At 67.3% G+C, this 12,960-nt stretch carries 12 protein-coding genes; 3 read left to right on the top strand and 9 right to left on the bottom strand.

Annotation, left to right across the window (positions count from 1 at the left end):
* Positions 1 to 117: 117 nt before the first annotated feature.
* From EET13_RS26120 to EET13_RS26095, 6 genes are all read right to left on the bottom strand, one after another.
* Entirely contained in the window at positions 118 to 1,008 is an 891-nt protein-coding gene (locus EET13_RS26120; protein ID WP_122444972.1) for a DUF6671 family protein, read from the bottom strand.
* Positions 1,009 to 1,075: 67 nt separating this feature from the next.
* A complete protein-coding gene (locus EET13_RS26115) occupies positions 1,076 to 1,690 on the bottom strand; it encodes a carbonic anhydrase (RefSeq protein ID WP_168990894.1) in 615 nt (204 codons plus the stop codon).
* Between the two features lie 46 nt (positions 1,691 to 1,736).
* Entirely contained in the window at positions 1,737 to 2,060 is a 324-nt protein-coding gene (locus tag EET13_RS26110; RefSeq protein ID WP_122444970.1) for a P-II family nitrogen regulator, read from the bottom strand.
* The gene (locus EET13_RS26105; protein ID WP_122444969.1) at positions 2,042 to 4,648 is read right to left on the bottom strand and encodes a DUF2309 domain-containing protein; all 2,607 of its coding nucleotides are present in this window, start codon (positions 4,646 to 4,648) and stop codon (positions 2,042 to 2,044) included. Before EET13_RS26105 ends, EET13_RS26110 begins: the two co-directional genes overlap by 19 nt.
* A complete protein-coding gene (locus EET13_RS26100; protein ID WP_122444968.1) occupies positions 4,645 to 6,213 on the bottom strand; it encodes a proton-conducting transporter transmembrane domain-containing protein in 1,569 nt (522 codons plus the stop codon). The genes EET13_RS26105 and EET13_RS26100 overlap by 4 nt, the downstream gene beginning before the upstream one ends.
* Before the next feature lie 369 nt (positions 6,214 to 6,582).
* On the bottom strand, positions 6,583 to 7,494 hold the full coding sequence (locus tag EET13_RS26095; protein WP_122444967.1) for an HhH-GPD family protein: 912 nt from the start codon (positions 7,492 to 7,494) through the stop codon (positions 6,583 to 6,585).
* On the opposite strand from EET13_RS26095, the gene EET13_RS26090 reads away from it, so the two are divergent.
* Positions 7,493 to 8,110, top strand: a complete 618-nt coding sequence (locus tag EET13_RS26090) for a carbonic anhydrase (RefSeq protein ID WP_122444966.1) — start codon at positions 7,493 to 7,495, stop codon at positions 8,108 to 8,110. The two genes, EET13_RS26095 and EET13_RS26090, sit on opposite strands and share 2 nt — an antisense overlap.
* Before the next feature lie 121 nt (positions 8,111 to 8,231).
* On the top strand, positions 8,232 to 9,026 hold the full coding sequence (locus EET13_RS26085; protein ID WP_122445014.1) for a hypothetical protein: 795 nt from the start codon (positions 8,232 to 8,234) through the stop codon (positions 9,024 to 9,026).
* Positions 9,027 to 9,039: 13 nt separating this feature from the next.
* Here EET13_RS26085 and disA read toward each other — a convergent pair whose 3' ends face one another.
* From disA to EET13_RS26070, 3 genes are read right to left on the bottom strand one after another with little or no spacing between them, the layout of a single operon-like run.
* Complete coding sequence (disA, locus tag EET13_RS26080) at positions 9,040 to 10,116, bottom strand: DNA integrity scanning diadenylate cyclase DisA (RefSeq protein WP_122444965.1); 1,077 nt, start codon at positions 10,114 to 10,116, stop codon at positions 9,040 to 9,042.
* A gap of 20 nt (positions 10,117 to 10,136) precedes the next feature.
* The gene (gene radA, locus EET13_RS26075) at positions 10,137 to 11,546 is read right to left on the bottom strand and encodes a DNA repair protein RadA (protein WP_122444964.1); all 1,410 of its coding nucleotides are present in this window, start codon (positions 11,544 to 11,546) and stop codon (positions 10,137 to 10,139) included.
* 58 nt (positions 11,547 to 11,604) lie between these two features.
* Complete coding sequence (locus tag EET13_RS26070; RefSeq protein ID WP_122444963.1) at positions 11,605 to 12,162, bottom strand: copper chaperone PCu(A)C domain-containing protein; 558 nt, start codon at positions 12,160 to 12,162, stop codon at positions 11,605 to 11,607.
* Positions 12,163 to 12,403: 241 nt separating this feature from the next.
* Between EET13_RS26070 and EET13_RS26065 the strand changes: the two genes are divergently transcribed.
* The coding region (locus EET13_RS26065) for a PE family protein (protein WP_136623258.1) at positions 12,404 to 12,960 on the top strand (557 nt) is incomplete at its 3' end.

The raw sequence follows: 12,960 nt of genomic DNA, 5'->3' as shown, positions 1-12,960 counted from the left end.
TGAATGAGGTTGGGGGTCCGGCGATACGAAATCGGTGTTACGTCGCAGACGCGACCGCGCGCCCTGCTTGAGCCGCGGTGCAACGGGTTCGGTCGCTGGGTGTGAATGCCGCGCTTGTCACGGATTACATTGCGGACAACAGTGTGGCTCTGCGGCAGCCACGGCGCGCGCGATGCTGTCGCGATGCTCGCATGACGGACACCCGTGGATGTCGGCGGCGATCGCGGCGGTCGGCCATCCGCATACCTGGCATGGCAGCCCGGCTCGTGCCCCGATTTTGCCGTAACCGGGGCATCCGCATTTCGGGCAGGCAGTGGCCAGTCGCCGGGCGAGCCGCCGCGCCAGGGCGATCAGAACGTCTCGGCGGATGGGGTTGTGGTGTGCGCGCAAGTCGGGTTCCAACCAGACCTGGCGATTGTCGCCGGCCGCCGCCGCGGCGGCGACGGCTTTGACCAGGATTCGCGTGTCGGTGATCCCCTTACCGATGACGCGCCAGCCGTCGTTGACGTTGGCCCTGACCACGGCCGCTTGACGCGGGAAGCCGAACCGCCGTGCTGCGGCAACGGCCTGATCGGCGGTGCCGACCAGTTGCGGCACGCCTGGCGAGACCAGTGTGTTGACACTCTCGGCAACCTGGATGCCGCGGGTGTCATCGACGAACACCAGGATTTCCTCATGCACCACCACCGTGCCGAACCAGGTGTCGTAGCTGGCTTCACTGGCCAGCCCGTAGGGCACCCCGCCGGCGTACATGCCCAGGCGTGCTTTCGCGGTGGCCGTCGCCAGCGGCGCCAGCGGTCTGTCCACCTCTGCGGTGAAAGTGCCGAACTGATCGGTGTCAATCCCCTTCGGGGCGAAGACGTGCGCACAAAGCTCATCGGCGAACGCCGGTGCCACTTGTCGCTGTTTGCCATGCATGGTGCCCATCGCGATCATCGCCCCGGCATAGCTGCCCGAGCGCTCCGCCGCAACCGCTGCGGCATCACGTGACCCCTCGTGCCGGGTCACCTGAGCTCATCCTCGACAGGGGTGCTGGTCCGGCCGCGAATTCGCGGCCGGACCAGCACCCCGGGGACTAGACGCACTCCAACAGCGCCGAGTCGCTGTCGTCCACGTGGCCGAACGTCGCGCAGGTGCGCAACCGGCCATCTTCGGCGTTGCTGACCAGACAGACGATCGCAGTCTGTCCGGTGTCGACGGCCTTGGCGATCACCGCCGACTTGTGCAGTAGAGAGACACCGGTGTGCACGGCGTGCGCGGCCGACAGCTCGTCGGCAGTGCTGATGTCGGCGTCCTGCCGGGCGAGTGACGATATCGCCTGTTCGACGACTGCCCGGGCCGCGCCCTCCGGAATGGCGACGTTGTTCCAGGCCGCCAGCGCGGTCTCCATGGCGGCACAGTCTTCATGGCCGAGGACGACGATCAGCGGCGTCTTGAGGGTGCCGACGGCGTACTCGACGGTGGCCAGCACGCCCGTGTCGATGACGTGCCCCCAGGTGCTGATGTCAATGAGTGAGCCCCAGCTTTGACCCAGCACCACCTCACTTGGCGTGTCGGCATCTGCACAGCGGAACACCACCGCGATCGGTGAGTGGTCCTTGGCGGTGGCCTTCTGCCTTGACCGCAACGGGGCGTAGAAGCGTTGATTACCGGCTTGCAGGCGCTGCCAGGCGATTGACGGGTTGGACATGATGGTTCCCTTTCTTAGTGGGGTCTTGATGGGGTTCGGGCGGGGTCTAACTGAAGTACTCGGGTCGGCTGACATAGGTGTCGGTGACGAACATGACCCCGGGCGAGCCGTCGAGCAGGCGGCGCAGCCCGGCGATCAACGCCTCGGATTTGACGTCCGGGACAACTGTGATGAGCAACTCGAGCGCCGCCTGTTGGTTGAAGAGCAGCCGGCCCTGGTGGTAGCCGTGATGGCCCAGCCCCGAGACGCCGGACACGCTGGTGAATCCCGTTGCCCCCGCACTGTGGAACTGATCTCGTACGGCGGGCGCGTGTTCTCCGGCCACGACTACTTCGATCTTGGTCATCTTGGTCAAGCCGTTGGTTGGCATGGCATTACCTCCTGGTAGGTGGGGTAGGGGTCGTCGGCGGTTGCTGTGTTCTCCCAGCGCCGCCAACCGCCGCGGGTCCAGCGCTGCCAGCCGTCGTCGGGGCCTTCCCGGGCGACCAGGCACACCCAGTCGTTGCCGAACAGGTGCTGCAGGACGGGGTTGCGCGAGACGATCATGTCGATGCGCTGCAGCGGCGCTTGCACGACGGTCAGCAGGCGCATGGGCTCGTGCCCGAATGAGCGGCCGTCGGTGAGTGACTGTCGGGGCAGGCCCAGCTGCAGGTCGCCGCCGTGTCCGGCGAGCACACCCACGCCGCCGACCACGTTGTGGATGGTCTTGGTTCCGGCCCCGAACATGTCCGGCGCCACCGTGGAGAAGTAGTACTGGCAGTTGATCCACTGAGCCACCACCATGGGTGCGGTGAGAATGGTTTCCAGCGCGCCTCCCTCCGTATCGACGTCGGCTTCGTAGGAGTGCAGGAACACCCGTCGCCGCAAGTCGATGCCCCGGGTGAGCGCGCGCGGGGCGACGATGAAGGCCGCATTACCGGCCAGGCCCCACTCCGGAAAGACCTGCGCCCAGTCGACCGACCGGTTCGCGACGTGGCGCGACGCACGCGCGGGGTCGGGGTCGGCAGGGCCACCGGGAAGCCCGGAACAGCGCTCGGCAGCCAGTTCGGCGCCCGCGATCCGGAGATCCGCGGCCAGCCGGCGCACGTCCGGTACATGGCTGTCGGGAATCAGGTGCTGGTCCAACACGGTGACGCCGTCGGTGGCGGTGTCGTGCTGAGCCGCGACAAACCAGGTGTCGTTGGGAATGGCGATCCCCAAGGTGCCCAATTCGGCCCGGACATCGGTGTCGTTGAGGATCGCGGCGGCGGTGCGGGCGTTGGGGCCGCCGGCCTGCCCGCCGCAGGCCCCACAGTCCAGGGCGGCCTGGTACGGGTTGTTCTCGGTGACGCTGCCGTGCCCACACAGGACCACCAGCCGGGCGAATTGCTTCGTGAGGCCCATGGTGGTGAGTGCGACTTGTGCGTACAGGGCGCGGTGGGCCAGCGCGACGGTGTCGTTGATCGACAGCACGGTAGGGGCCGGGGGTGCCAGCCGGTCTCGCAGGCGGCGCCGCAGTTCGCCACTGGCCAGCGGGCTCAGCGTTTTGGCCGCGGCCCATGGACCGGCGGCCCAGCCTGCCGCCTCGGCTAACGCGAATGGGGCGATCAGCGCCTGCTTGGCGGCATGAAATGCCGCCTCGGCGCCGGCCATGAGCAGGCTGCCGTTGCGCACCCGCTGCGCCGCATCGGCGGCTGACGGCAGCGGGCTTTCGACAACTTCATGCTCTGGGCGGATCAGCACCGGGCACAGGTCGTTGGGTGTCCCGCCGAGCAGGCCGGTGAACCGGATGGCGACGGCGAAGAAGCCAGCGAACCCGAAAGTCTGGTATTCGCCCAGGGATTCGATGTGGCGGCGCAGTCCTTCGGACCGGGTGTCGATGCAGCACACGATCTGGGCGGCTGCGCGCCCGGTACTTGGCGCCGCAGCGTTTTCCGCCAGGGCTTGCAGGAGGGCGTCGCGATAGTGCGCCTCGTAGGCCTGCTGCCACACCAGCTGCCGGGCGGTAACCGGCAATGCTGACAAAACTCTTGCGGCAGCACTCAAGTCGATGTCGTCGCCGGTGTTGTCGAGTCCCCATTCTAGGGCCAGCGCGGCAGCCCGGTCGCGGGCTGAGGGAATGCTCGGCCGGATGGCCGCCGGCTCGGTCGTCGCGCTGAAACTGTTGTGCGACATCAGGATCGCCTCGTACGTCAGCCGCATGGCCAGGTAGTCCAGTAGATCCACGCCGGTGGCGCGCTCGGCCGACCAGCGGACGTGGGCGGCCCACCCCGGAAGCCGCGTCAAGTGCGCTTGCAGATAGGTGATGCGGTCGTGTTCGGGTATCCCCAACAGGTCCAGGGCCTGCAGCGCGGCGTCGTCCGCCCGGATGGGCAACGCGCGCAAGGACGCCCGCACCCGTCGGCTCAGCTTGTGGTCAGCGGGGGCCAACATCCGCCACGCGTGGTAGAAGCCCTTGTGGTGGTCGGGCATCGGCCAGCCCGCAGCCGTCGATCCAAAGAAAGCCGCGCACCATTTGGTGGCCTGGGCGTCGACCTGCTCGGCCACCGCTGCTGCAGTCTGCTCGCTACGAGTCATGTTGCGGCGCAACGGCTTGGGGGCCAAGCTGCCGTGCAGCAAGTCGCCGCGCAACAGTTGCGCAGGTGTCATCACGCGGTTTCCCATCTGGACCGGCTGGCCGTCCAGCAAGGTGGGGTAGCGCAGCCGCAGCGTCGACTCGAGGTCCGCGTCGGTGATCCGTCCGGCCCGGTACAGCTCGCGAAACGTCGTCTCGGCCAGCACGCCCGGGCTGCCGTAGAGGTCGCCGGCCCGGCGGACCGCCTGCTCGAAGGGCATCGACTCCAGCCCGGCCAGCGGATTGACCGCGATAAAGGTTTCCAGCGGGTAGTGGGTCGGTATCACCCGGGCGGCCAGGTTCACGTCGCTGCGCAACTGTGCGCGACGGGTCTGGGTTGAGACGGTGTCGGCCACGGTGGTCACTGGAGCGCTCCTGTCAGTTGGTTGTTCGGGGTCTGTTGCGGACGGCTTGCCGGGACATGGCCGGCGACAAGCGCTTTGGCGTACAGGGCGCGTTGCAGTCGGCCGAACCAGCCGTTGGCCGGGGCCCGGGGCAGCAAGGTCAGCGCGGCAAGGATGACCGCAATTGCGACAATGCCGGCAGTCGAGGCGGACGGTACGGTGACCGGGGGCAGATCAGGAGCCAGGAATCCGGTCACGGCGCCCACCAGTGCGACGTATCCGACGGCCGCCGCGAGCAGTGCGACCGCTCCGATGACAGCGGCCCGGGCACCCGGGCTGCGTGCCAACCAGCCGGTCAGCGCCGCCGCGGCCGTCGCCCAGGTGAAGACCAGCAGCACCTGGGCCGAGCCGTGCCCGGCGTGCGGCAATCGCACGATGCTGCTGGCCGCATACAGTGCGGCGGCCGGCAGCAGCAGCGCGGTGGCGTGGATCGCCGCCCACCGGGCCGAGGTCAGCGCCGGCACCGGTGGCCGAGCTGCCTTTTGGCGTCGCTTGGCTATCGCCGAGCCGGAAGACAAGAACAGGGTGGCCTTGTAAAAGCCGTGGCCCACCAGGTGGAATACCGCGGCCGCGGACAGGCCCAGGCCGCAGGTCAGGATCATGAAGCCCATCTGGGCCATCGTCGAATACACCAGCGAGCCCTTGATGTCGGATTTGGTGAGCATCACGACGCCGCCGTAGAGCATGCTGAGCGTTCCGGCGGTGAAGGCCAGGCCCATGGCGGCGGCCGATCCGCTGACTATCGGGCTCAGCCGCACCAGCAGCACGCCGCCGGCATTGACGACACCGGCGTGCAGGAGCGCCGAGACGGGCGTGGGCGCAGCGAGGGTGGCCGGCAGCCAGCGATGAAAGGGGATCTGCGCCGATCGCGACAGAGCTGCCACCACGATCAAACCCGCTGCCACCGGCAGGGCCGGTGACGAGTCGTGGTAGGCGGCGGGTCCGAGGTCGGACAGGCTGACGTTGCCCCGTTGCGTGGTGATCAAACCCACCGCAGCCCACAGCGCCAGATCGCCCAGCAGGAACGCTGTCGCCGTGCGCAGCACGCCGTCGCGGGCGGCGGGCAGCTCCCAGTAGGTGGCCTGCAGCAGACATAGCGCGGTGCCGGCCAAGGTCCACGAGACGGCCAGGCCGATCAGTGTTCCCGAGGTCATGAGGCCGGCGGAGGCCGCGGTGAGCAGGCCGGTACCGGCGGTGAACCATCCCGATCGGCGGTCACCGGCAAGGTAGCGCAGGGCGAAAACCTGTACGACCGTGCTCACTCCGTACACCAACACCAGTAGCAACGCGCTGAGCCGGTTAGCTCCCAGCCCCGCGATCAGGTTGCCTTGCGCTGACCGCAGAGTGGCGGAAATGGAGCCGTCGACCGCAACGTGCGCTGCTATCAGCAATGCAGAGACCAGGCCCGCGGCGGCGGCCGCTGCGCCGAAACGGCCGACGAGGCCAGGATGCCGCCTGCCGGCAAGGACCGCGCTCAGCGATGCGAGCAGAGGCAATGTCAAGGCGCCGACGAGGACGACGTTCACTGCGGCTCACCGCCAGTCCCTGACGCGGTACGTTGAGTGTTCATGCGAAGCAAACTACGCGATGATGATTACGTCTGTCAAACATCACGAAATATAATTCATATCTTCTGCTACGCACGAGTGCTTTCGGCCGCACCGGATCGGCCGGGCGCATCGTGCTAGGTCAAGGCCGACCGGTCGTTGCCCACATTGTCGCCGTGCACGTTCATCAATATGCGTAAACCATTGTGTTGCTTTGTCATTCGGTGATCAGGAGGGGCATGGCTGATGGTGCGATTCGACAACCGGCGCCGGTGAGTGCGGCGTCGTTGGACCGCCTCGTCACGGGTCGGTACCGCCGGCTCCCACGGCCATTCCGGCTAAAGCGAGCTACTCCTCGCCTGCCAGCGCGAACCGTCCGTCGGGAGTACGGGTCACAAGACCGTCGACAAGCAACGACGCCAACGCCCGGTCGCGCTGCGCGACATCGGTCAGCCATGCCACGTCGAGCTCGGCACGGCTGACCGGAGAATCTTTGTCGCGCAACACATCTAGCAACCGCCCGCGGACCTGCCGGTCGGTGCCCGCATATGTCTGCACGCGCCGTGACGGGCCGGCCGCGGCCGGGTATCCGGCCGTCCGCCATGCGCAGTCGCTAAGCGGGCACGAACCACAGTGCGGGCTCCGGGCCGTGCACACAGTGGCGCCCAGTTCCATGAGAGCTACCGAAAATTGTTTCGCTACAGCGCTATTCGGCAGCAGCGCCAGTACATCGGCATGGTCGCGGGCGGCCGACGGCACACCCGCATCGGCGCGTCCGTGCACCACCCGGGCTACTACCCGGCGCACGTTGGTGTCCACCACCGGCACCCGCCGGCCGTAGGCGAAACACGCCACCGCTCGCGCGGTGTAGCTACCGACACCCGGCAGCGTCACCAGGGTTTCGACGTCGTCGGGAACCACGTCGTCGTGGTCGCGAGCGATGATGGTCGCGCATTCGTGCAACCGCTTCGCCCGGCGCGGGTAGCCCAGCTTCCCCCAGGCGCGCAGTACGTCGGCGGCAGTCGCCGCGGCCGTGGCTGACGCGGTGGGCCAGCGACGCACCCAGTCCGGCCAGATCGATAGCACCCGCGACACCGGAGTCTGCTGCAGCATGAACTCGCTGACCAGGATCTGCCATGCGCCGACGTCCGGCCGGCGCCAGGGCAGGTCGCGACAGGATTGCTCGTACCAACCAAGAAGATTGGCGGATGGTATGTGCTGGGAAGCGGTCACCGGCTGGTACGGCAGAATGCGTGACATGCCCAACACCAACCCGGTAACCGCGTGGAAAGCACTCAAAGAGGGTAACGAGCGATTCGTCGCCGGCAAGCCCGAGCATCCCAGCCAAAGTGTGGAGCATCGCGCCAGCCTCGCCGCAGGGCAGCAGCCGACCGCCGTGATTTTCGGGTGCGCAGACAGCCGGGTGGCCGCAGAGATCATTTTCGACCAGGGTCTCGGCGACATGTTTGTGGTCCGCACGGCCGGACACGTCATCGACTCGGCGGTGCTGGGCTCGATCGAGTACGCGGTGACGGTGCTGAACGTGCCGCTGGTGGTCGTCCTTGGCCACGACAGCTGTGGCGCGGTGAATGCCGCGCTGACGGCACTGGACAGCGGGACTTTGCCCGAGGGCTACGTGCGCGATGTGGTGGAAAGGGTGACACCGTCGATCCTGCTGGGCAGGCGCGACGGCCTGACCCGCGTCGACGAGTTCGAGCAGCGCCACATCCGCGAAACGGGTGCGCAACTGATGGCCCGTTCGAGGGCCATATCGGAGCGGGTGGCTGCGGGCACCCTGGCCATCGTGGGCCTGACATACCAGCTCGCCGACGGCCGTGCCGTGTTGCGTGACCACATCGGTGACATCGGCGAGTAGGGCCGAGTAGGGCTGAGTTCCTGGCGCACTAACACGTTTCGTCCCCGATAGCCCCAGCTAACCTCGCGACACGCCGAGGCAGGTCAAACGAGTCGGTGTGACCTGGGCCTACGGTGTGAATGTGCTGGATCTGGAACCGCGTGGCCCGCTACCTACCGAGATCTACTGGCGGCGCAGGGGACTAGCCCTGGGTATCGCGGTCGTGGTAATCGGAATCGCGGTGGCTGTGGTCGTCGCCTTCGTCGGAAACACCGCCGGCGCCAAACCGGTCAGCGCGGAGAAACCGGGCTCCGCGCAAAGTCATCCGGGCTCCAACGCACCCGAGGCGCCGCAACCGGCCGGGCAAAGCGGCGCCAACACGCCGGCAGCTCCGCAGGGTCAAAATCCCGAGATGCCGACTCCCACCGCCGCGGTGCAGCCGCCGCCGGTGCTGAAAGAGGGGGACGACTGCCCGGATTCCACGCTCGCCGTCAAGGGACTGACCAACGCGCCCCAGTACTACATCGGTGACCAGCCGAAATTCACCATGGTCGTCACCAACATCGGGCTGGTGGCCTGTAAACGCGACGTGGGGGCCGCGGTGCTGGCTGCATACGTCTATTCGCTGGACAACAAGCGGTTGTGGTCCAACCTGGACTGCGCGCCCTCCAACGAGACCCTGGTCAAGATGTTCACTCCGGGTGAGCAGGTGACAACCGCGGTGACCTGGACCGGCATGGGGTCAGCGCCGCATTGCCCGCTGCCGCGGCCGGCGATCGGCCCCGGTACGTACAACCTCGTCGTGCAGCTGGGCAACCTCCGGTCGCTTCCGGTTCCGTTCGTGTTGAACCAGCCGCCGCAGCCGCCCGGGCCGCCGCCGGCTCCGGGTCCGGCGCTGGCCCCACCGCCTGAGGCCCCGCCGGTCCAGGGCGGGTAACTCGCCGGTTGGCTTATTGGTCTGCGATAGTCGACTCGGCCAGCTGCGACAACCCCTCGCGCACATGGCGGGCCCACATCGCGCCGATACCGTCGACGGATTGCAGATCGCCGGCGCTGGCGGCCAATAGACCCTGCAGGGTTCCGAAGGAACGCACCAGCAGATCGGCATGGGCGAACTGCAGTCGCGGGATGACCGCCATCGCGCGGTAGCCACGCGGGCTCAGCGCCGAGTCCTGTGCCTCCGCCGTCGTGGGATAGCCGAAAACCTGTGCCAGCACGGTGAAATCGAGCAGCTCAGTGTCCGAGAGTGCGTCCAGCTCATCCAGGGTGGCGTCGATCTGGGCCTTGGTCGGCGGTTCGGGGTTGGCGTGGTAGTCGCGGACAATCAACTCCCGGGCGACGTCGTTGCCGCCGAGCAGCTCCTCGAGTTGCAGCCGCAGTTGACGCCCGTCGGTGCCGAGCTCCACTGCGTCGTAGTCGATCACCAGGCCGATCCGCCGAACCAACTCGAGCCGTTGTACCACCGTCATCACGTCGCGCAGTGTGACAAAGTCTTCGATCTCGGCCCGGGAGAGTTGCCGGCTGACTTCATCGAGCCTGGTCTTGTACCGTTCCAGCGTCGCGATCGCCTGGTTGGCTCGGGACAGGATGGTCGCCGAGTCGGTCAACACGTGCCGGTCCCCGCCGACGTATACCGTCACGATGTTCATCGAGTGGCTTACGGAGATCACCGGGTAGCCGGTCTGGATCGCAGACCGTTCCGCCGAGCGGTGGCGTGTTCCGGATTCGTCGGTCGGTATCGATGGATCTGGGACCAATTGCACGTTCGCCCGCACAATGCGGCTGCAGTCGGTGGAGAGCACCACGGCGCCGTCCATCTTGCACAGCTCACGCAGCCGGGTGGGGGCATAGCGGACGTCGAGGGAGAAGCCGCCGTCGCAAATCGCCTCGACATTCTCGTCGTAGCCGAGCACGATCAGCGCGCCGGTGCGGCCGCGCAGGATGCGTTCCAGGCCGTCCCGGAGCCCGGTGCCGGGCGCCAGGCGGGCGACGGCCTCGCGCAGGGTCGGACGTGTCACAGCCAGCATTCTGCTATGTGCGGGGCCAGTTAGTGAGGAGTGTCCAAACGACACACCTTTGCGGGGGCGCTGCTGCGATGATCGGCAATGTCGATCATGTGCTCGAGAGCGGCGACGATAGTGGGCGCGCGCAGCGCCCGCAGACCCGTCGGCACCTCCTCGCGGCCGGGTGGGATCAATGCGATGTTGAATCCCAGGCGTTCTGCCTCGGCCAGCCGCCGGTCCATGCCGCTGACCGGCCGCAGGTCGCCGGCCAGCCCCACCTCGCCGATCGTCACGGCGGTGGTGGGCAGCGGCAGGTTCGCGTACGCCGACGCCAGCGCGATCGCAACCGCCAGATCGGCCGACGGATCGGTCAATCGCATCCCCCCCACCGTGGACAGATAGATGTCGTTGACAGCAATGGTCAACTTTGCGTGCTTTTCCAGCACAGCGGTGATCATTGCCGCCCGGGCGTGGTCGATCCCGCTGACGGCTCGTCGCGGTGCACCGCTGACCGGTGTGGCCAGCAACGCCTGAACCTCCCCGATGAGCGGCCGCTTCCCGTCGAGGGCTACGGTGATGGCGGTGCCGGGCACAGGAGCGGAACGTTGATCGAGAAACAGGTTCGACGGGTCGGCGATGCCTTCAATCCCGTTGTCGTGCAACAGGAAACATCCAACCTCGTCGGCGGCGCCGAAGCGGTTCTTGACCCCTCGGACCATCCGTAACCCGCCGTTGCGGTCGCCTTCGAAATGCAGCACCACGTCGACGAGATGCTCCAGGGAGCGCGGCCCGGCTATCGACCCTTCCTTGGTGACGTGACCGACCAGGATCAGCCCGAACCCGTGACCCTTCGCGGCCGCGGTCAGGGCGGCGGTCACGGCGCGCACCTGGGTCACCCCGCCCGCGACGCCGTCGGCCTCGCTGGTGGACATCGTCTGCACCGAGTCGACGATGACCAGGGCCGCCTGCACTGCCTCGATGTGGCCCAGTACCGCATGCACGTCGGATTCGGCGGCCAGATATACCTGCTCGCCCTTACAGCCGATCCGGTCGGCCCGCAGCCGGATCTGCCCGGCGGACTCTTCGCCGGAGATGTACAGGGCGCGCTGCCCCGACTGCGCCCAGCGATGGGCGACCTCTAGCAGCAACGTCGATTTGCCCACACCGGGTTCACCGGCCAGCAGTGTTACCGACCCCGGCACCACGCCGCCGCCCAGTACCCGGTCGAGCTCGTCGATGCCCGTCGGGCGGTGCCGGCTCAGGTTGGGTCGGACGGAACTGATCGGGACGGCGTGCGATGCCGGTACTGGCACGCGGCCTCTACCGCCGACGCCGTTGAGTGCGGGTACCTGTTCGACGGTGCCCCAGCTACCACATTCCAGGCAGCGCCCCACCCACTTTGCGGTGCGGTGGCGACAATCCGAGCAGCGGAATTGCGAACGCGCATTAGTCACTCGGTGACCGTAGCGACCGGGTACGACAACCCTTTCGTTGCAGGATGTGCGGTGGACGTTAGTGCCGGGCCGGAGCGGTCGCTTGCTCGTGCGGCTGGGCCAACGGCGCCGCTATCGGCACCATCACCGTGCCCTGGCCGGCCTTTTCGAAGTTGAAGGTGAAGCTGTAGGTCAAACCGTTCGTGATGGGTTTGGTCAAAACGACGCTCGCGCGGGCCGCCTGATTCGATCCCAGCGGGCCCGGCGCGACGAGCTGGCCATCCGGCGTACCGACAAACAGCATCCCGCCCGCCGGCAGTCGCGCATCACCGGTCACCGTCACCGAGCCGATATCACTGCTGATGCTGACCAATCGATCCGCCACATCCGGGGATTGGTTGACGGCTACCAGCACCAAATCCACTTTTCTGCCAGGCTCGAGAAAGTCACCGTGGCGCTGCAGGGCTTGAATCCGGATGTCCCGCAGCGCCACATTGTTGATGGTGACCCGGTTGCCGTTGACGGCGGGCTCCTGGTTCGCGGTTTGCGAGATCTGGCCGGTCCCGCAAGCGCTCACCGATGCGGCAATCAGTGTGACCAGGCCCACCAGGGTGAGGCGGATCTTGAAGCGGTTCACTCAATGCCTCCTGCTGGGCGTTGTTGTCGCTTGATGCTGGCACCCACGGCGGCAGCAGTCCGCCGCCGCGGCTCGACTATGCACAGTAGTAGCACGGTGTCGCCGGCGGTAGCGCCGGTATATGCGACTTCGCCGTGGAGGTGCTGACTTCACGAAGATTTCATGGTCGCTGCATTGCCCCTGCCTATACCGGGCGGATACCGGCAGTTACGGAGGCTGTCGCGCTGGTGGAGGTATTGCCATGTCCTTTCTCATGGTGGCGCCGGGGTCGGTAGCGGAGGCGGCCTCGAGTCTGGTGACGATCGGTTCGGCTGTGGGTGCGGCCAATGTGACGGCCGCGGCGGCGACCACACAGTTGGCGGCCGCGGCCGGCGACGAGGTGTCGGCGGCGATCGCGGCGTTGTTCAGCACCTATGGGCGGCAGTATCAGCAGCTTTCGGCGCAGGTCGCGTCGGCTCAGGACGAGTTTGTGCGCGCGCTGAACGGCGGTGCAGCCGCGTATGTCGCGACCGAATTCGCTAATGCTGAGCAGGCGGTGTTGGGCGTGCTCAATGCGCCGACTCAGGCGCTGTTGGGGCGCCCGTTGATTGGTGATGGTGCTGACGGGTCGGCGCCGGGGCAGGCGGGCGGTGACGGCGGGTTGTTGTGGGGCAATGGCGGCCGTGGTGCGGCTGGTGGCGTTGGTCAGGTTGGTGGTGCCGGTGGGTCCGCGGGCTTGATCGGTAATGGCGGGGTTGGTGGGTCCGGCGGTGTGGGTGCGGCCGGTGGGGCCGGCGGGTCCGGCGGGCTGATCTTTGG

Origin of the sequence: Mycobacterium attenuatum (assembly GCF_900566085.1) — a bacterium.
Taxonomy (GTDB): Bacteria; Actinomycetota; Actinomycetes; order Mycobacteriales; family Mycobacteriaceae; genus Mycobacterium; species Mycobacterium attenuatum.
The sequence above is the reverse complement of the archived record's forward strand: the minus strand, read 5'-3'. Positions and strand labels throughout refer to the sequence as shown.

What these genes read in the sequence shown, in the direction of transcription:
- EET13_RS26095 (WP_122444967.1), bottom strand. Translation starts at nt 7,494, where the DNA reads ATGTCACGCATTCTGCCGTACCAGCCGGTGACCGCTTCCCAGCACATA.
- EET13_RS26115 (WP_168990894.1), bottom strand. Translation starts at nt 1,690, where the DNA reads ATGTCCAACCCGTCAATCGCCTGGCAGCGCCTGCAAGCCGGTAATCAA.
- EET13_RS26090 (WP_122444966.1), top strand. Translation starts at nt 7,493, where the DNA reads ATGCCCAACACCAACCCGGTAACCGCGTGGAAAGCACTCAAAGAGGGT.
- EET13_RS26110 (WP_122444970.1), bottom strand. Translation starts at nt 2,060, where the DNA reads ATGCCAACCAACGGCTTGACCAAGATGACCAAGATCGAAGTAGTCGTG.
- disA (WP_122444965.1), bottom strand. Translation starts at nt 10,116, where the DNA reads ATGCTGGCTGTGACACGTCCGACCCTGCGCGAGGCCGTCGCCCGCCTG.